Genomic DNA, 17,303 nt, shown 5'->3' with positions numbered 1-17,303 from the left:
GCAGTCTTCGCCCCAGTGGTTTTCCACATTGTGGACAGTCTATCCGGCGCTGTCCACACTGTGAATCGGGCAATGCAGGCGCCGTTGACGTGATGCACGGAACACCTTTAGGCTGCCCGGTAGACGTTGTCCACAAGATGGACAGTACCGCAGGAACCAGTGGCCCCGCCGCAGGGGAGAGCACTCAACGAGGAGGAAGCAGATGTCCAAACTGACCGCAGGACCCGCCGCCGCGCTGGCAGGAGTGCTGCATGACGGCATGACCATTGCGGTGGGAGGGTTCGGGCTCTCCGGCATCCCCGCGGACCTGATCGACGCGGTGCGTGATTCCGGCGTCAAGAACCTGACCGTGGTCTCCAACAATATGGGCATCGACGGCAAGGGCCTCGGCGTCCTGATCGAAGCCGGGCAGGTCCGCAAGGTGCTGGCCTCCTACGTGGGCGAAAACAAGCTGTTCGCCCAGCAGTTCCTGGCCGGCACCCTGGAGGTCGAGTTCAACCCGCAGGGCACGCTCGCCGAACGGCTCCGTGCCGGCGGCGCCGGCATCGCGGCCTTCTACACCAAGACGGGCGTGGGCACGGTGATTGCCGAGGGCAAGCCGCACCAGGAGTTCGACGGCGAGCTGTACGTGCAGGAACGGGGCATTGTGGCCGACTTGGCGCTGGTGCATGCGCACACCGCGGACACCGACGGCAACCTGATCTACCGCCACACAGCCCGCAACTTCAACCCGGTGGTGGCCACCGCGGGCCGCGTCACCATCGCCGAGGCCGAGGTGATCGTGGAACCGGGCCAACTGGACCCGAACCACATCGTCACCCCCAGCGTGTACGTGCAGCGACTGGTGCAGGCGTCCGACCGCGTCAAGGACATCGAGCAGCGCACCGTCCGCCCCCGACCCGCCGTCGTCGGCGCCTGAAGACAACCCCCTGAAGGAGAGAACCATGGCCTGGACACGAGATGAAATGGCGGCCATCGCCGCCAGCGAACTGAACGACGGCGACTACGTCAACCTGGGCATCGGCATTCCCACGCTGGTGGCCAACAACCTGCCCGACGGCGTGCGGGTGGTGCTGCAGAGCGAGAACGGGCTGCTGGGCATGGGCCCGTTCCCGTACGACGGCGACGAAGACGCGGACCTGATCAACGCAGGCAAGCAGACCGTTACGGTGCTGCCCGGCGGCTCCATCTTCGACTCGGCCACCAGCTTCGGCATGATCCGCGGCGGCCACGTGAAGATCGCCGTGCTGGGCGCCATGCAGGTGTCCGCCACCGGCGACCTGGCCAACTGGACCATCCCGGGCAAGATGGTCAAGGGCATGGGCGGCGCGATGGACTTGGTGGCCGGCACCCCGCGCGTGCTGGTGCTGACCGAGCACGTGGCAAAGGACGGCACCCCCAAGATCGTCAACGAATGCTCGCTGCCGCTCACCGGCGTGCGGGTGGTGGACCGGATCATCACGGACCTGGCGGTCTTTGATATTGAGAACGACGGCGATGCCCCCTCGCTGCGCTTGGTCCGCCTGGCGCCGGGGGTCACCGTGGCCGAGGTGCGGGAGAAGACCGAGCCGGACTTCGCCGTCGCGCCTGGACTGGATCAAACCCCGAACACGGAGCCGGACGCCGAACTGGAAACCGCTCTGGAAGGAACACGCTGATGAGCCTGCAGGAACACTTCGGAAAAGACATCCTGCTCACCGGGTGGGGGCACTCCCCGTTCGGCAAGCTGGCGGACGAGACGCTGGAGTCTCTGATCGTGGGCGTGGCCCGGGAGGCCATCGCCAACGCCGGGCTGGAGCCGGGGCAGATCGACGAGGTCTACCTGGGCCAGTTCAACTCCGGCATGGTGCCGCTGGGCTTTGCGTCCTCGCTGGCGCTGCAGGTTTCGGATGAACTGGCCAACGTGCCGGCCACCCGGGTGGAGAACGCCTGCGCGTCCGGCTCCGCCGCGGTGCAGCAGGGTGCCAAGTCGCTGCTGGCCGGCACCGCGCGCAACGTGCTGGTGATCGGCGCGGAGAAGATGACCCACGCCGGTGCCGACGTGGTGGGTGCCGCCCTGCTCGGCGCCGACTACGAGGCGGCCGGCAAGCCGAGCTCCACCGGCTTCGCCGGGCTGTTTGCCGAGACCGCCAAGCACTACCAGAAGCGCTACGGCGAGGTGGGCGACGTGCTCGGCTCGATCGCGGCGAAGAACCACCGCAACGGCGTGGCCAATCCGTACGCGCAGCTGCGCAAGGACCTGGGTGAGGAGTTCTGCCAGACCGTATCGGACAAGAACCCGGTGGTGGCCGAGCCGCTGCGCCGGACCGACTGCTCGCCGGTCTCGGACGGCGCCGCCGCGGTGGTGCTCAGCACGGAAGCGCCGCGTTCCGGTGCCGCAGCTGCTGCCGTGCGGCTGGCCGGCTTCGGCCATGCCAACGACTTCATGCCGGCAGAGAAGCGCGATCCCACCGCCTTCGCCGGCAGCCGCGCGGCGTGGCAGCGGGCGCTGGACATGGCCGGCGTGGGCCTGGAGGATCTGGACCTGGCCGAGGTGCATGACTGCTTCACCATCGCCGAACTCATCATGTACGAGGTCATGGGCCTGACGGGCGCCGGCGAGGGCCGCCGGGCCATCGAGGAGGGCCTGGTGTACCGCGACGGCAAGCTGCCGGTGAACCTGTCCGGCGGCCTGAAGGCCAAGGGCCACCCGGTCGGTGCCACCGGCGTCTCGCAGCACGTGGTCACCGCCATGCAGCTCTCCGGCACGGCCGGGGACATGCAGCTGGCGGGCGCTCGGCGCGCTGCCGTGCACAACATGGGCGGGTTGGCCATCGCCAACTACGTCAGCGTGCTCGAAGCCGTCTAGCCCGACCGGCAGCCCCATCCATCGACTGTGCCGATCTGGCCCTTCCGGAAGCCTTGGAGGGGCCAGATCGGCATACTCGTTTTTAGCCGTCCCGGGCGGGCCATTCCTTGACCGCAGCGCCCGCACCGTAGCCGGGACCGGAGCTGCTGACGGTCATTGGTTCCTCCGGATGACGCCGGTGTTCAGCAGGTCCTGCAGGCCTTGCCGGAACAGCTCCTTGCCGCCATGGGCGGGGTGGCGGATCTTGGGCACATCCAGCCCGCTGGCGGCCACGCTCCGGTGCCCGATGTTCCCCACCGCGACGACTGAGTCAATGCTGAACAGCCGGGCCAGGTCCTGCCAGTAGAGCGTGCCGGCCGCGATTTCCGGCGCCGACGGTGTGCGGTTGGACTGCGGCCGCCCGGGCTGGTGGGGATGGAACGGGTAGGCGCTCCACAGCAGCGGCAGGAAGTCCAGTTCAGCCAGCACGTTCCACATCACCGTGGCGGTGGGCTCGGCCGGCACTGTCAGCACCTCCGCCGGCATCAGGTACCCGTTGGCCGGGCCGAACATGCCGAAAGGGTCGTTGCCGGAGATCAGCGCCTTGTTGGTGAACGGGACGCCGGTAACGGTCATGCCGCGGTAGCCCGGCGCCTCGCCGACCAGCAGGACCGTGGGCCGGAGCTCCAGCATCTGCTCAAAGTAGCGGGTGACGTTGTTCCTGCGTGCCGCGTTCGCTGGCAGCTCCGTGGAGAAGAAGTTGCGGCTGGCCGGGCCTGTCTCGAACTCCCCTAGCCGCTCCACAAAGTCCCGGATCCCTTGGCGCGCTGTCACATTCCCAACGTATACGATCCGCTTTGCGGAGCAAGCGAGCCGAAGCTGGCCCAGAGCCTGTCTTGGGGATCGTTAGCAATCCACTGGAGGAAAGTTGCAGCGAAATGGCCCTTTAGCGGACTGTTCGGCGCATCTTTTCGCCACTCGAGGAGATGGGGCGAAAACTCACGGCTTTAGTTCAGCGGATCCGCCGGGACCACGCACTCACGGCACCAGCTAAGCGTGCCCCGGGGACCACGCACCCACGGCGCCAAGTTCGCCGGACTCCCGGAGAACCGGCCGCGCGGCCCCGGCCACCCATCGTGGGAGAACAAAAAGACGCCGGTGCCCTAGTGGAGTCGCATCCCCACCGGGCACCGGCGTCGTGGTTTGGCTGAGTGCCGAAACTACTTAGGAGTCCTTGGGCAGGCGGGCGGCCAGCTTCCAGGCGGCGGGCATGGCAGCGGCCGCGATCAGGGACTTCACGATGCCTCCGATAATGAACGGGTACAGGCCCCACTCGAGCGTCTGCTGCAGATCGGCGCCCAGCGAGATGGCCAGCCAGGCCATGCCGAAGACGAAGGTGATCACAGTGCCGGCAAGGAAGGAGACCGTGGCGCCCAGGAACTTCTTGTCCCAGTTGCGCTTGGCCAGCCAGCCGGTCAGGCCTGCGGCGGCCACGAAGCCCACCAGGTAACCGCCGGTCGGGCCGACGGCAGCGGCCAGGCCGGAGGAGGCCTCGGAGAACACCGGCATGCCGGCGACACCGGCCACCCAGTACAGCGCCATCGCCAGCATCCCGCGGACCGGGCCGAGGGTGCTGCCGACCAGCAGCACCGCCAGCGTCTGGCCGGTGATCGGTACCGGCCACAGCGGCACGGCCAGCTGCGCCATCACAGCGGTCAGGCCGGCGCCACCGACCACCAGGGCGGTGTTGGCCAGGGCAGTGCTCGGGACGAGGGCGTCGGCCAGAACGCCCTGGCGCGCAACTACGGCTGTACTCATGTTTGCTCCTTCTCGGGGGATATCCCTGCGAAACTGCGGATCCGGATTTGGCACCACTGTACCGGCAGCCCCGAGCAGCACCGCGGTTTGTGGCGGAGATTACGCCACAAACCGCGCGGCCGCATTTGCGCGCCGCGCTGGATTGTTTAACTCAGGCGGCAAGGTTTCCAGCTTGAGCGGTCAGCTCCAGCGCGCGCAGCCGCTGCGCAACGGTCGGTGCCTGGAACGCCACAATCAGCTCGTCGGCATCGGCGTGCTTGGCGAATCCCTCCAGATATTCCGTCACGGCATCTGGCGTACCGACGGCCGAATACTTGACCATCTGCTCCACATGCTGGCCCTGCGGCGAGTCCAGGATCAGGTCGGCTTCCTCATCCGTGAACCCACGGTCGCGGCCGAACAGCAGCGAGACCCGACTGCGCCGGACAATCCGGAACTGCTCCTGCGCTTCCTCGTTGGTGTCCGCGGCGAGGGCGTTCACACCGGCGATCACGTACGGTTCGGCGAGCTGCTCCGAGGGCTGGAATTCGCGGCGGTAGACCGCCACGGCATCCCGCAGCGCGTTGGGTGCGAAGTGCGAGGCGAACGAGTACGGCAGCCCCAGCGCAGCGGCCAGCTTCGCGCCGAACAGCGAGGAGCCCAGGATGTACAGCGGCACGTTGCTGCCCTTGCCCGGCGTCGCGTCCACGCCCTTGATCCGGGTCTGTCCGGTGAGGTAGCCCTGCAGTTCCAGCACGTCCTGCGGGAACGACTCGGCGCTCATCGGATCGCGACGCAGCGCCCGCATGGTGTTCTGGTCGCTGCCCGGCGCACGTCCCAGGCCCAGGTCGATCCGGCCCGGGTGCAGCGCCTCCAATGTGCCGAACTGCTCGGCGATGGTCAGCGGGGCGTGGTTGGGCAGCATGATGCCGCCGGCGCCCAGCCGGATCGTGCTGGTGTTGGCGGCCACGTGGGCGATCAGCACGCTGGTGGCCGAGGAAGCGATCGACGCCATGTTGTGGTGCTCGGCGTACCAGACACGCCGGTATCCCAGTTCTTCGGCCCGCTGTGCCAGCGCCACGCTGCCGGCCAGGCTTTCGCCCACGGTTTCGTTGGTGCCGATGGTTGCCAGGTCAAGGATGGATAGAGGTACGTTCACGCCGGCGGGCCTTTCGTTGCGGGATGGCCCGCGGTAGTTGCCGCGGGCACACATTCGGCATAACGACGGCGGTGCCCACCTTATTTCTTCCACCTCCCCCGGCGAGTCGTGGCTCGGCTATTGGCTGCTGGCCAACGCCGCGGTGCGAAAGAAGCGGTTGCGGCGTTCTGCGCGGAAGTGTCGCGGCGTAGAGTCTGGAGGCATGGAACATCGCCATCAAGGCCATGCGGAGGATCCCGACCAGTTCTGGGAGTCGTTTTACGCTGAGCGGGACCAGATCTGGAGCGGCCGGCCCAACGCGATGCTGGTCCGCGAGCTCTCCGGCCTGCGCCCTGGCAGAGCGTTGGAACTGGGATGTGGCGAGGGCGCTGATGCCATCTGGCTCGCCGAGCAGGGCTGGCACGTCACCGGTTTGGACATGTCAGCGCTCGCACTGCAGCGGGCGGCACAGCACGCCCAACAAGCCGGCGTTGCGGACCGGATTCACTGGCGCCGGCAGGATCTGGTCGGCTGGGAGGCCACCGAACAGTACGACCTGGTCTGCGCGCAGTTCCTCCACTCACCGGTCGAGCTGCCGCGGAACGCGATCCTTGCAGCGGGAGCTCGCGCCGTCTCCCCCGGCGGCCGGCTGCTGATCGTCGGCCACGAATCGTTTCCGCCGTGGTCCAAGCACCCAGAGCCGGAGGAAGCGCTGCCCACCGCAGCTGAACTCGCCGCCGAACTCGGGCTCGATGGTCCAGCCTGGGCACTGGAGACAGTGGACTCGGTTGAGCGCGAGGTCACAGGACCGGATGGCGAAACAGGCACGCTCACGGACAGCGTTCTCCGCGCCCGCCGTGTGGCTGGTAGCCGCTGACTGTCCGGCCGGCGGCGGGGCTGGCACGCAACGGGTTCACGCCGCAGGGCTTCCCCCGCAGTGCCTATCTGCAGCGCCTATCCGCTGGTGCTTATCCGGCAGCGCGCTCGATGCTGCAGTCGGTGCCGGGGAAGACCACGCTCTCGTGTCCGTCGTCGAACCTGACGAAGTAAGGCGGGGCACCGCCGGCGCCGCGGACCTCGATGACTTCGCCGTGCCGGTCCGTTGATTCCACGGTCTTTCCCCTGATGACGATGCGGTCTCCGGGTGCTGCGATCATGACCGCTCACCTCCTCCCCCATAGCGTAGGGCAACGAGGTGCCGCCGACCAGAGTCAGCGCACCCAGCGGTGGGGAGCGGGACGGCGGGTGCTGGGCAGCGCGTTGTTCTCCCGCCATTCATGCAACCAGGCGGGCAGCACCAGATCGGCTGGCGGTTGCTGACCAGTCGCCCCGAAGATCTCCTCGTTAGCGACCGGCCCCTGCTTTGAGACCAGTCGGGTGGCGATATAGGCGCGGGCGTAGATTTCGTCGCCGGACACCATGCGCTGCTCAAAATAGATGGCGCGGTCATCGAAGCCGATGATCCTGGTTTCGATGCTGTACTGCTGGCCGAGTGTGAGCGACTTGCGGAAGGCAATGGTTTCCGCGCTGACCACTGGCGACCAGCCCTTGCGACGGAAGACGTCCCAGACGCCGGCGCGCACCATCAACTCGAAGCGTCCGAGGTCCATCAACGAGAAGTACATCCCGTTGTTGACGTGCATGGCGATGTCGATGTCCGTGGGCAGTACACGCAAGGACAGAGAGGACGAATCCCAAATTCCCAGCGCGGGCCGGCGGCGTGCCGTGACAAGCAGCAACAGGGTGCGGAAGATCAGGTGCATGCCGTCATGCTACCCGCAGGTAACTTAACTGCCCAGCATCTCCCGCCGCTGCTTAAGGACGGCGGACCCGCAACCCCAGCATCCAGAGAGCAAAGGGGCGGGGCCGGCGAACATTCGCCGGCCCCGCCCCTCTTTGATTTAGCTACGCGTGGTGTCCGTGTTTCTTCCCGTCGCCGACGTCTTCGGGCAGGCCCCCGGCCGGATGGTCCGTGCTTCCGGAACCATCGATGCGCGGCAGCTTTTCCGCTTCGACCACGGGGATTTCCGACGTGGATGTCGGCACCGCAAACGGCACGTTGCTGGGCACACTGACAGCGCCGCGCACCGGCCCCAGACGCCGCTGCCGCAACGGATCCTTGCGCAGGTCAACGTACAGGGACACGCACAAGCCGATCATGATCAGCACGAAGGGCGTGGAAGCCAGGATAGTGAACGTCTGCAGGGCGTTCAGGCCGCCGACGAACAGCAGCACAGCCGCCACCGCACCGGTAAGCACTCCCCAAAGGATGACCAGCGGCTTCCACGGTTCCTTGCGTCCACGGGAGGACAGCGTTCCGAGCACCACGGCGCCAGCGTCGGCACCGCTGACAAAGAACACCGCAGTCAGCACCATGACGACGATGGCCGCACCGATGAAGAATGGATAGTTCTGCAGCGTGGCGAAGAACGCGGCCGCCTCGTTTCCGGCCCCGGCAATGTCTACGCCGTTCAGCTGGAGGTGGATGCCGGCACCGCCGAAGATGGAAAACCAGATCACGCTCACGGTGGTGGGGACCAGCAGCACGCCCAGGACGAACTCCTTAATGGTCCGGCCGCGGGAGATCTTGGCAATGAAGGTCCCGACGAAGGGCGTCCAGGAGATCCACCAGGCCCAGTAGAAGATGGTCCAGTTGGCCAACCACTCGGTGCCGCCGAACACCGCCGAATGGAAGCTCATCGGCACCAGGTTGGCCAGGTAGTCACCGATCGAGGCCGGCACCAGGTCGAGGATGAAGACGGTGGGGCCGAGCACAAAGACGAACACCAGCAGCACCGCTGCCAGCAACATGTTGGTGTTGCTCAGCCATTTGATGCCGCGGGACACCCCGCTCGCGGCGGAGATGACCACACCGACGGTCAGCACGCAGATAATCAGGATCGGTGCCGCTGTCCCCGGGTTTTCCTGGAACTGGCCGGTTTGCAGCAGCGACAGACCGGCCGCGATCTGGAGTGCGCCCAGACCAAGCGAGGTGGCCGATCCGAACTTGGTGCAGATGATCGCCAGGATATCGATCGGCTTGCCCCAGCCTTTTTTCTCGATCCGTTCTTTGCCGAAGATCGCTTGGAAGGGCGAGCTCATCAGGTTCCCGCGCCCCATCCGGTAGGTGGAGTAGGCCAGCGCAAGGCCCACCACCGAGTAGATGGCCCACGGGTGCAGACCCCAGTGGAAGAGCGTGTAGGCCATGGCGTTGTTCGCTGCTTCGGGCGATCCGGGAGCAGCATCAACGAAGGGCGGCGGTGAGGCCAGATGTGTCACCGGTTCATAGACCCCGAAGAACATCAGGCCAATGCCCATGCCAGCACTGAACATCATGGCGATCCATGACAGCGTGGAGAACTCGGTCGTCTCGCCCTCGCGAGCGAGCGGGATATTGCCGTACCGGCCGAACGCGAGCACCAGCGAAAACGCCACAAATCCTGTTGCTCCAAGGATGAACAGCCAACCAAAGGTGCTGGTCACCCAGCTGAGAAGGGCCCCGGCGACTTCGGTAACCTGCTCGGTAAAGAAAATGCCCAGCAGGCAGACGACGACAATAATGCCGCCCGAAACGAAGAAAACCGTCTTGTCGACGGTCTTCCAGCCCCGCAGCCCGTCGTCCGCTTCCTCGGCGGCCGCCGGCAAGGGGCCGGTGTATTCGTTGCTCATCATGGTCCTCACTCTTGTCACCCGTGCCTTACGCAGCCCGGGCTTCCTGTGGCTCTTCGATGTCAAACGTCCCGGTAAGTATAGTTGCAGGCATGAATGAACGTGGCGAATCAGCAGCGGACAACCAGACGGAAACCGACCATTATGGGGACTCCGGGCGCACCGTGTTCGGCAGCCACGGCGAGATGTCCAAAGACGATCTGCGGGTGGTCGCGCACGCCGAGGTGGATGCGGCCAATGCGGCCGTGGCAGTAGCTATGGCCAGCGGCGGGCTGTCTCCAGAGGCCAACGCCATGCTGGTCAGCGTGCAGAACGACCTCTTCGACCTGATGGCCGACCTGCTGGTGCCCTATCCCAGCGACCTCCCGGTCGACGCGCGCATTATTCCCGAGCACGCGGAAAGGCTGGAACGTGCCATCGACCATTTCCGGCAAGAAGCCGGCGATCTCAGCGGCATGCTCCTGCCCGGCGGAACCCTCTCCGCCGCGCTGCTCTACCAGGCCCGCACCGCGGTGCGCCGGGCCGAACGAACAGTCTGGGCTGCCTTGGACGAACACGGCGACGTGGTCAACCGCGAGACCGGGCGCTACCTCAACCGGCTGTCGGGCCTGCTCTTCGTGATGGGCCGGGTGGCGAACGCCGAACACGGTGACGTGATGTGGGTTCCGGAGTCGTCCGTGCTGGGCGTCCTCGAGGACCGTCCCGACACGAACTGACAGCACTGCTTCGCACAGTGTAACCAGCATCACAGCGCGGCGGCTGGCCGGGTATCCTCTCCTGTGATGACCATCACCAGCGAGCCTGCCCTCCGGCCCGGCGCCGAGCCGTCCGTGCGCACTTTAGCGCGCGGGCTTTCGGTGCTGAGCGTGTTCGACGACGGAAATCCGGCCATGCGCGCCGCCGACGTTGCGGCACGGGCCAGGCTGAACAGGGCCGCCACCGCCAGGGTGCTGCGGACGCTGGTCCAGCTGGGCTACGTGCGCTGCCACGGGGAGAAGTTCGCGCTGACCTATCAGGCACTGGAGCTGGGCTATGGCTACCTGTCCGGCTCTCCCTTGGTGCGGGCCTCGCGCCAGGGCGTGGAATGGCTGACTGACGAATTCGACGAACCGTGCACGGCCGGCGTGCTGGCCGGCGGCGACGTCATTTGCATCGCGGCCACCCGGGTTCCCGGAATGATCCGTGCCGGGCTGACCGTCGGCGCCCGGATTCCGGCCCACGCCTCATCCATGGGCAAGGTTCTGGTGGCGGGACTGAGCGAGGACGAATTCCGAGCCGCCCTGGACGCCAGCCAGTTCAGTCGGCTGACCGAGCAGACCATCGACAGCACCGAACGCTTCCGCCTGGAGATCGAACAGGTCCGCCGGCAAGGCTACGCAGTCAACGACAGCGAACTGCAGCCCGGCCACCGCACCGTGTCCGTGCCGGTCAGGGACACCGTCGGAGCGGTAGTCGCCGCGGTGGGCGTCAACATGCTGGCCACGCCGGACTCGCTGCAGGCGGCGACCGCCGCCCATCTTCCGCTGCTGCGCCGTGCCGCCGAGCGGATCGCCGAAGGCTGCACACCCGCCTAACCGACGACGGCGGCGCTCACGGTGGGATGCGAATCCTCACCCGGGCGCCGCCGTCGTTGTTCCCGTGGTTTAGCGGATCAGGGCACCGGATCCGCGGCAGCAGCGAACTGGGACATGTAGAGCCGGTAGTACGGCCCTTCGGCGGTCAGCAGCGTGGCGTGGTTGCCCTGTTCCACGATCTTGCCGTCCTCCATTACCAGGATCACGTCGGCGTCCCGGATGGTGGAGAGCCGGTGCGCAATCACAAAACTGGTCCGGTCGGAGCGCAGCGCGGCCATGGCGTGCTGGACCAGCAGCTCGGTGCGTGTGTCCACCGAACTGGTGGCCTCGTCCAGGATCAGCAGCGACGGGTTGGCCAGGAACGCCCGGGCAATGGTGATCAGCTGCTTCTCACCGGCCGAGACATTGTTGCCCTCTTCGTCGATCACGGTGTCGTAGCCGTCCGGCAGCGCCCGCACGAAACGGTCCACATAGGTGGCCTTGGCCGCCGCCATCACTTCTTCCTCGGTGGCGTCCAGGTTGCCGTAGCGGATGTTGTCGAAAATGGAGCCGCCGAACAGCCAGGCGTCCTGCAGCACCATGCCCACCTTGGATCGGAGTTCGGCCCGGCTGAGCGCGGTGATGTCCACGCCGTCCAGCGTGATCCGGCCGGCGTCCAGTTCGTAGAACCGCATCACCAGGTTCACCAGTGTGGTCTTGCCTGCGCCGGTCGGGCCCACAATCGCCACCGTCTGCCCCGGGTTCGCCGAGAAGGAGAGGTCTTCGATCAGCGGCTTGTCCGCGGTGTAGCTGAAGCTGACGTTGTGGAACTCCACGTGGCCGTCGGTCTTGGCCGGCAGCGTCTTGGTGGCCGTGTCCGGCTCCTGCTCCTCGGCGTCGAGCAGCTCGAAAACCCGCTCCGCGGAGGCAACGCCGGACTGCAGCATGTTGGCCATGCCCGCCATCTGGCTCAGCGGCTGGTTGAATTCCCGCGAGTACTGGATGAACGCGGTGGCGTCGCCCAGTGTCATTGACCCCGATGCCACCCGCAGGCCGCCGACCACGGCAATGCCCACGTAGCTCAGGTACGAGATGAACTGCATCACCGGCATGATCATGCCGGAGACGAACTGCGCGCCGAACGAGGCTTTGTACAGCTCCTCGTTCTTCTCGTCGAACTGTTCCACCGACTGCTGTTCGCGGCCGAAGGCGCGGACCAGCTCGTGGCCGCTGAACGACTCCTCGATGTGGCCGTTGAGCGCACCCGTGTGCTTCCACTGGGCGGTGAACAGTTTCTGGCTCCGCGTGCCGATGATGCCGGCGCCGACGGCGGAGAGCGGCAGGGCGATCAGTGCGATCAGGGCCAGCTGCCAGGAGACGATGAACATCATGATGGTGATGCCCAGCAGGCTCAGCGCGGACATGATCAACTGCGCGAAGGCCTGCTGCAGTGCCTGCTGGATATTGTCGACGTCGTTGGTCACCCGGGAGAGCATGTCGCCGCGCTGGCGGGTGTCGAAGTAGTTCAGCGGCAACCGGTTCAGCTTGGCTTCCACGTCCCGGCGCAGCCCGAAGACCACCTTCATGACGATCCGGTTCAGCAGCCAGCCCTGCAGCCACATGAACAGCGACGCGACCACGTACATCCCCAGCACCAGCAGGATCAGTCTGCCCAGCAGCTGGAAGTCGATGCCCGCTCCGGGCACCAGTTCCATGCCGGAGAGCAGGTCGGCGAACTGGTTCTGGCCCTGCGCGCGGAGCCCGGCGATCACTTCCGCCTGGGTGGCACCGGCCGGCAGGTTCATGCCGATCGCGCCGTTGAAGATGACGTCCATGGCGTTGCCCAGCACCTTGGGCGCAATCACGTTGAGCACCACGGCCACCAGCACCATGGCCAGCACCAGGGCGATGCCGGCCCTCTCCGGCTTCAGCAGGCCGAACAGCCGTTTGGCCGACGGCCAGAAGTGCTGCGCCTTGCGGACCGGGGTCCCGGTCATGAAGTCCTGGTCGGCTTCGCCCGGCTGGAACTGCTCCTCCAGGACCTCGGCCTCGGCTTCCGCGGCAGCGGCCGGGGTGGGCGCTGCCACCGGCTCGGGTCCGGTGGCCAGCTCGGACTGGGTTTGTTTGTCCGGGCTCATGCCACTTCCTCCACCGCGGTCTGCGAATTAACAATTTCCTGGTAAGTCTCGGAGCTTTCCAGCAGCTCCTCGTGGGTGCCGCGGGCCACGATTTGCCCGTGTTCCATCACCAGGATCTGGTCTGCCTCGATGATCGTGGCCACGCGCTGGGCCACGATGATCACGGTGGCGTCCTCGGTGGTCCGCTTGAGCGCAGCCCGCAGCCTGGCATCTGTTGCCACGTCCAGCGCAGAGAACGAGTCGTCGAAGAGGTAGACCTTGGGCTTGGCCACCAACGCCCGGGCGATGCAGAGCCTCTGGCGCTGGCCGCCGGAGACATTGGTGCCGCCCTGCGAGACCGCCGACTCCAGGCCCTTGTCCTTGGCGCGGACGAAGCCCTCGCCCTGGGCCACGCGCAGCGCCTCCCAGAGCTCCTCGTCCGTGGCGTCCGGATTGCCGAAGCGCAGGTTGTGGGCCACCGTGCCGGAGAACAGGTACGGCCGCTGCGGCACCAGGGCAACCCGGTCGGTGATGTCCGTGCGGGCCATGTGGGTGACCGGAACGCCGTCGATCAGCACCTCTCCGTCGCCCGCGTCGAACAGCCGCGGCAGCATGCTGATCAGCGTGGACTTGCCGGCGCCGGTACTGCCGATGATGGCCGTCGTTTGCCCGGGCCGGGCGGTGAAGCTGACGTTGCGCAGCACCGGCACTTCGGCGCCGGGATAGGCGAAGGTCACGTTGCGGAACTCGACGACTCCGGCGGGCTCGCGCGCCTTTTCCGGCTCGGCTGGTTCATGCACGGAAGGCTCGACGTCGAGCACCTCGCCGATGCGTTCGGCACAGACCGAGGCGCGCGGGATCATCATCGCCATGAAGGTGCCCATCATCACCGCCATCAGGATCTGCAGCAGGTACTGCAGGAACGCGGTCAAGGCGCCGACCTGCATTTCGCCGGCGTCCACGCGCAGGCCGCCGAACCAGAGCACGGCGGCGGTGGCCAGGTGCAGGATCATGCCGATCGAAGGGAACATCAGCACGAACAGGTTGCCGACCGAAAGCGAGACATCGGTCAGTTCACGGTTGGCCTTCTCGAAGCGCTTGGCCTCGTACGGCTCGCGGACGAACGCCCGGACCACGCGGATGCCGGTAATCTGCTCGCGGAGCACGCCGTTGATGCTGTCGATCTTCTGCTGCATAGAGCGGAAGAGCGGCATCAGCTTCCAGACCAGCAAGCCCACCACAACGAACAGCAGCGGCACCGAAACCCACACCAGCCAGGACAGCTGCAGATCTTCGCGGAGGGCCATGATGATGCCGCCCACGCACATGATGGGAGCCATCACCATGAAGTTCAGGCCCATCAGCACCAGCATCTGCACCTGCTGCACATCGTTGGTGCCGCGGGTGATCAGGCTGGGTGCGCCGAACTGGCCCACTTCGCGGGCGGAAAACCCGGTGACCTTGTGGAAAATGCCGCTGCGCAGGTCGCGGCCCACCGCCATCGCGGCCTTGGAGCCGAAGTAGACGCCGGCGATCGCGGCGGCCACCTGGACAAAGCTGACGGTCAGCATCACGCCGCCGGTGCTCCAGATGTAGTGGGTATCGCCGCGGGCGACGCCTTCGTCGATGATCTGGGCGTTCAGGCTGGGCAGATACAGCGCCGCGATAGTGGCAATCAGCTGCAGCACCACCACGGCGAAGACGAAGGGAAGATAGGGGCGCCCATAATGGCGGATTAAACGGAGCAGCATCTGGGTGTGACGCAACTTTCGGGCAAAGGATTGAAGTGAGGGCAGATAGAGGCTACACCTTATCACTGATTGGCGAAACTCAATCGGTGGGTTTTCCCTGCCGGGCTCACCGTTCTCATGAAACGATTACGCCCGGATTTCCGCGGCGGCGCGACCTGTGACTGGCGCCACCAGCGGGTCGCTGGAATACTGAGGCGCCGAACCGCTACCGGGGAGGACCCACTCTTGGACGACCAGATTTTCCAGATCATCGCCATGTTGATCTACATGGCAGGCATGCTGGCTATTGGCTGGTGGGCGTATCGGCGCACCAGCGACCTGGACGATTACATGCTGGCCGGCCGGGGCTTGAAGCCCGGCGTCGCGGCCTTGAGCGCCGGGGCCTCGGACATGTCCGGCTGGTTGCTGATGGGGCTGCCGGGCGCGCTCTACGTCGGCGGCCTGTTCGAGGCCTGGATCGCCATCGGCCTGACCATCGGCGCCTGGCTCAACTGGAAGTTCGTGGCCCCGCGGTTGCGCTCCTACACCGAAGTGTCCAACGACTCGATCACCGTTCCCAGCTTCCTGGAGAACCGGTTGAAGGACCGCTCGCACCTGCTGCGGGTCGTCTCCGGTGTGATCATTCTGGTGTTCTTCACCTTCTACGTGTCCTCCGGCATGGTGGCCGGCGGCATCTTCTTTGAGTCATCGTTCGGCTCCACCTATGAGGTCGGCATGCTGGTGGTCGGCGGTGTCACGGTGCTGTACACCATGTTCGGCGGCTTCCTCGGCGCCAGCTACACCGACGTCGCCCAAGGCCTGTTGATGTTCGCGGCCCTGCTCCTGGTGCCGCTTGTCGGCGTCTTCGCCACCGGCGGTCTCGGCGCCACCATCGACTCCATCCAGCAGGTGGACCCGAACCACCTGAGCCTGTTCACCGGCGGTGCCGTAGCCGGCATCTCGGCTGCGGCATGGGGCCTGGGCTACTTTGGACAGCCGCACATCATTGTCCGTTTCATGGCGCTGCGCTCGCCGGGCGAGGCGAAAGCCGCCCGCCGGATCGGCATCGGCTGGATGCTTTTGACCGTCGCTGGCGCCGTCGCCACCGCACTGGTGGGCGTGGCTTACTTTCAGCAGAACCCGGACATGTCCCTCACGGACGCCAAGTCGGCCGAATCGGTCTTCCTGGACCTGTCCCAAATCCTCTTCCACCCGTTCGTCGCCGGCTTTGTGCTGGCGGCCGTACTGGCGGCGATCATGAGCACGGTTTCGTCGCAGTTGATCGTCTGCTCCTCGGCCCTGGTGGAGGATCTGTTCAAAATCTTCGCGCGCAGACAAGCGTCGGCCAAGACCCAGGTGATGCTCGGCCGGATGGGCGTACTGGTGGTTTCCTTGGTGGCGGGCATCTTGGCCTGGAGCCGCAATGACACCATCCTGGGCCTGGTGGCCTTTGCGTGGGCGGGCTTCGGCGCATCCTTCGGCCCGACCATCATCCTGTGCTTGTTCTGGCGAAAGCTCACCGTCGCCGGCGCACTCTCCGGCATGATGGCCGGTGCGGCCACTGTGTTTATTTGGGGCACGTCGGCGCTCTCGGACACCATGTACGAGATTGTTCCGGGCTTCATCCTCAACGTCGTCGTTGCCGTCGTCGTCAGTCTCCTGACGTACAAGCCCACGCCGGAGATCGAGACGGAGTTCAACGAAGCCGTCCACCGGGTCCATGCGGCGGAAGCTCCGGTGCTGGCCGCGGAGCGCTGATCCGACTCACTGCGGCCCCAAACCCAGGTGCCCTTCCCGACGTCGGCCGTTGACGACGTCGGAAAGGGCACTTCGCGCTCTTGAGGAAAACCGCCGGACCAGATAGCGGCATAACCCGCGGACGTTCTCGGTGCTGCAGGGAAACCCCTGCACGGCATTCACGACCACGGCGCGCCTCTGCGCGGGCTCACGCGCCACGAGATCCGGCTGGGTGAGGCCGACGGTCGGCGCTGGCGGCCGTTGAGCATCGAGTGGAGAGAAGGCGCTGCCTCTGAGGCCATAACACCGCGGCTTCCAGCCGGTCGAGTGTCAACACGATTGGTTCCCGGAGCAGGCTACCGGCGCCCGTAGGCCAGGGGGCTCGCGGAGTCCCCGGCCTACCGGTGCGCGTACGTCAGGCAGTCAGCGTTATCGGCGCCCGGGCCCACGTGGACCGCCGGTGCCTGGCACATCAGGTGGTCGTTGTGCACGCATTCGCTCCGCTGGCACGCACCTACCCCGGCCAGAACCTTGGGCAGCCCGCCGTGCACGCCGGTGTCAATGAACGTGGCGCAGGCAGCGTGGTTTTCGCCGCCGGCAACGGTGATGGCGCCGGCGTTGCATTCGGTGTGGTCGTTGAACGAGCAGTTGGTCACGCTGCAATCGGTCACGTGAGCTGTTGCGGTCATGGCGGCTCCTCCATGCTTCTGTCGCCCTTGCTGGGTGCCCGCCCTC

At 66.3% G+C, this 17,303-nt stretch carries 16 protein-coding genes; 7 read left to right on the top strand and 9 right to left on the bottom strand.

Annotated features, from left to right (window positions below; all coding sequences use genetic code 11):
• The first annotated feature begins 202 nt into the window (after window positions 1–202).
• Genes AC5RWX_RS02020 through AC5RWX_RS02010 form a run of 3 tightly spaced genes read left to right on the top strand, consistent with a single transcriptional unit; the run spans window position 203 to window position 2,848 of the window.
• Window positions 203–919, top strand: a complete 717-nt coding sequence (locus AC5RWX_RS02020; protein WP_493939972.1) for a CoA transferase subunit A — start codon at window positions 203–205, stop codon at window positions 917–919.
• A gap of 25 nt (window positions 920–944) precedes the next feature.
• Window positions 945–1,658, top strand: a complete 714-nt coding sequence (locus tag AC5RWX_RS02015) for a CoA transferase subunit B (RefSeq protein ID WP_493956644.1) — start codon at window positions 945–947, stop codon at window positions 1,656–1,658.
• Window positions 1,658–2,848 carry an acetyl-CoA acetyltransferase gene (locus tag AC5RWX_RS02010; RefSeq protein ID WP_493945102.1) on the top strand — a complete coding sequence of 397 codons (1,191 nt, stop codon included), beginning with the start codon at window positions 1,658–1,660 and terminating at the stop codon, window positions 2,846–2,848. The genes AC5RWX_RS02015 and AC5RWX_RS02010 overlap by 1 nt, the downstream gene beginning before the upstream one ends.
• 153 nt (window positions 2,849–3,001) lie before the next feature.
• Here AC5RWX_RS02010 and AC5RWX_RS02005 read toward each other — a convergent pair whose 3' ends face one another.
• The 3 genes from AC5RWX_RS02005 to AC5RWX_RS01995 form a co-directional block, all read right to left on the bottom strand.
• Window positions 3,002–3,661 carry a uracil-DNA glycosylase gene (locus AC5RWX_RS02005; protein ID WP_494063645.1) on the bottom strand — a complete coding sequence of 220 codons (660 nt, stop codon included), beginning with the start codon at window positions 3,659–3,661 and terminating at the stop codon, window positions 3,002–3,004.
• 390 nt (window positions 3,662–4,051) lie between these two features.
• The gene (locus AC5RWX_RS02000) at window positions 4,052–4,645 is read right to left on the bottom strand and encodes a biotin transporter BioY (protein WP_493939968.1); all 594 of its coding nucleotides are present in this window, start codon (window positions 4,643–4,645) and stop codon (window positions 4,052–4,054) included.
• A gap of 151 nt (window positions 4,646–4,796) precedes the next feature.
• Window positions 4,797–5,783 (bottom strand): LLM class flavin-dependent oxidoreductase, encoded by a 987-nt coding sequence (locus AC5RWX_RS01995; RefSeq protein WP_494063643.1) that lies wholly within the window; start codon window positions 5,781–5,783, stop codon window positions 4,797–4,799.
• Window positions 5,784–5,985: 202 nt separating this feature from the next.
• Between AC5RWX_RS01995 and AC5RWX_RS01990 the strand changes: the two genes are divergently transcribed.
• Complete coding sequence (locus AC5RWX_RS01990; protein WP_494096948.1) at window positions 5,986–6,639, top strand: class I SAM-dependent methyltransferase; 654 nt, start codon at window positions 5,986–5,988, stop codon at window positions 6,637–6,639.
• A gap of 91 nt (window positions 6,640–6,730) precedes the next feature.
• Here the strand turns inward: AC5RWX_RS01990 and AC5RWX_RS01985 are convergent, their stop codons facing one another.
• The 3 genes from AC5RWX_RS01985 to AC5RWX_RS01975 all read right to left on the bottom strand — a co-directional run bounded on the left by AC5RWX_RS01985 (window position 6,731) and on the right by AC5RWX_RS01975 (window position 9,434).
• Window positions 6,731–6,919 (bottom strand): DUF1918 domain-containing protein, encoded by a 189-nt coding sequence (locus AC5RWX_RS01985; protein WP_493939965.1) that lies wholly within the window; start codon window positions 6,917–6,919, stop codon window positions 6,731–6,733.
• A gap of 54 nt (window positions 6,920–6,973) precedes the next feature.
• Complete coding sequence (locus tag AC5RWX_RS01980) at window positions 6,974–7,525, bottom strand: acyl-CoA thioesterase (protein ID WP_494096947.1); 552 nt, start codon at window positions 7,523–7,525, stop codon at window positions 6,974–6,976.
• Between the two features lie 142 nt (window positions 7,526–7,667).
• A complete protein-coding gene (locus AC5RWX_RS01975; RefSeq protein ID WP_493956648.1) occupies window positions 7,668–9,434 on the bottom strand; it encodes a BCCT family transporter in 1,767 nt (588 codons plus the stop codon).
• An 89-nt stretch (window positions 9,435–9,523) separates the two neighbouring features.
• Between AC5RWX_RS01975 and AC5RWX_RS01970 the strand changes: the two genes are divergently transcribed.
• Window positions 9,524–10,147, top strand: coding sequence for a cob(I)yrinic acid a,c-diamide adenosyltransferase (locus AC5RWX_RS01970; RefSeq protein ID WP_493939962.1), 624 nt, complete (start codon window positions 9,524–9,526; stop codon window positions 10,145–10,147).
• A gap of 66 nt (window positions 10,148–10,213) precedes the next feature.
• On the top strand, window positions 10,214–11,005 hold the full coding sequence (locus AC5RWX_RS01965) for an IclR family transcriptional regulator domain-containing protein (RefSeq protein ID WP_494063640.1): 792 nt from the start codon (window positions 10,214–10,216) through the stop codon (window positions 11,003–11,005).
• Between the two features lie 77 nt (window positions 11,006–11,082).
• Here AC5RWX_RS01965 and AC5RWX_RS01960 read toward each other — a convergent pair whose 3' ends face one another.
• Window positions 11,083–13,122 carry an ABC transporter ATP-binding protein gene (locus tag AC5RWX_RS01960; protein WP_494096946.1) on the bottom strand — a complete coding sequence of 680 codons (2,040 nt, stop codon included), beginning with the start codon at window positions 13,120–13,122 and terminating at the stop codon, window positions 11,083–11,085.
• Window positions 13,119–14,852: an ABC transporter ATP-binding protein gene (locus AC5RWX_RS01955; protein ID WP_494096945.1), complete on the bottom strand. Its 1,734-nt coding sequence runs from the start codon at window positions 14,850–14,852 to the stop codon at window positions 13,119–13,121. Before AC5RWX_RS01955 ends, AC5RWX_RS01960 begins: the two co-directional genes overlap by 4 nt.
• 225 nt (window positions 14,853–15,077) lie before the next feature.
• Here AC5RWX_RS01955 and putP point away from each other — a divergent pair, with 225 nt between their 5' ends.
• A complete protein-coding gene (gene putP / locus AC5RWX_RS01950) occupies window positions 15,078–16,589 on the top strand; it encodes a sodium/proline symporter PutP (protein WP_494096944.1) in 1,512 nt (503 codons plus the stop codon).
• Between the two features lie 377 nt (window positions 16,590–16,966).
• Here the strand turns inward: putP and AC5RWX_RS01945 are convergent, their stop codons facing one another.
• Window positions 16,967–17,257: a DUF1540 domain-containing protein gene (locus tag AC5RWX_RS01945; RefSeq protein WP_493945147.1), complete on the bottom strand. Its 291-nt coding sequence runs from the start codon at window positions 17,255–17,257 to the stop codon at window positions 16,967–16,969.
• Window positions 17,258–17,303 lie beyond the last annotated feature (46 nt).

The sequence above is a fragment of the Arthrobacter sp. SPT-J7 genome (assembly GCF_059089965.1).
This window is presented reverse-complemented; position numbering and strand designations above follow the sequence as displayed.

What these genes read in the sequence shown, in the direction of transcription:
- AC5RWX_RS02020 (WP_493939972.1), top strand. Translation starts at nt 203, where the DNA reads ATGTCCAAACTGACCGCAGGACCCGCCGCCGCGCTGGCAGGAGTGCTG.
- AC5RWX_RS02015 (WP_493956644.1), top strand. Translation starts at nt 945, where the DNA reads ATGGCCTGGACACGAGATGAAATGGCGGCCATCGCCGCCAGCGAACTG.
- AC5RWX_RS02010 (WP_493945102.1), top strand. Translation starts at nt 1,658, where the DNA reads ATGAGCCTGCAGGAACACTTCGGAAAAGACATCCTGCTCACCGGGTGG.
- AC5RWX_RS02000 (WP_493939968.1), bottom strand. Translation starts at nt 4,645, where the DNA reads ATGAGTACAGCCGTAGTTGCGCGCCAGGGCGTTCTGGCCGACGCCCTC.
- AC5RWX_RS01990 (WP_494096948.1), top strand. Translation starts at nt 5,986, where the DNA reads ATGGAACATCGCCATCAAGGCCATGCGGAGGATCCCGACCAGTTCTGG.
- AC5RWX_RS01985 (WP_493939965.1), bottom strand. Translation starts at nt 6,919, where the DNA reads ATGATCGCAGCACCCGGAGACCGCATCGTCATCAGGGGAAAGACCGTG.
- AC5RWX_RS01980 (WP_494096947.1), bottom strand. Translation starts at nt 7,525, where the DNA reads ATGCACCTGATCTTCCGCACCCTGTTGCTGCTTGTCACGGCACGCCGC.
- AC5RWX_RS01975 (WP_493956648.1), bottom strand. Translation starts at nt 9,434, where the DNA reads ATGATGAGCAACGAATACACCGGCCCCTTGCCGGCGGCCGCCGAGGAA.
- AC5RWX_RS01970 (WP_493939962.1), top strand. Translation starts at nt 9,524, where the DNA reads ATGAATGAACGTGGCGAATCAGCAGCGGACAACCAGACGGAAACCGAC.
- AC5RWX_RS01965 (WP_494063640.1), top strand. Translation starts at nt 10,214, where the DNA reads ATGACCATCACCAGCGAGCCTGCCCTCCGGCCCGGCGCCGAGCCGTCC.
- AC5RWX_RS01960 (WP_494096946.1), bottom strand. Translation starts at nt 13,122, where the DNA reads ATGAGCCCGGACAAACAAACCCAGTCCGAGCTGGCCACCGGACCCGAG.
- AC5RWX_RS01955 (WP_494096945.1), bottom strand. Translation starts at nt 14,852, where the DNA reads ATGCTGCTCCGTTTAATCCGCCATTATGGGCGCCCCTATCTTCCCTTC.
- AC5RWX_RS01945 (WP_493945147.1), bottom strand. Translation starts at nt 17,257, where the DNA reads ATGACCGCAACAGCTCACGTGACCGATTGCAGCGTGACCAACTGCTCG.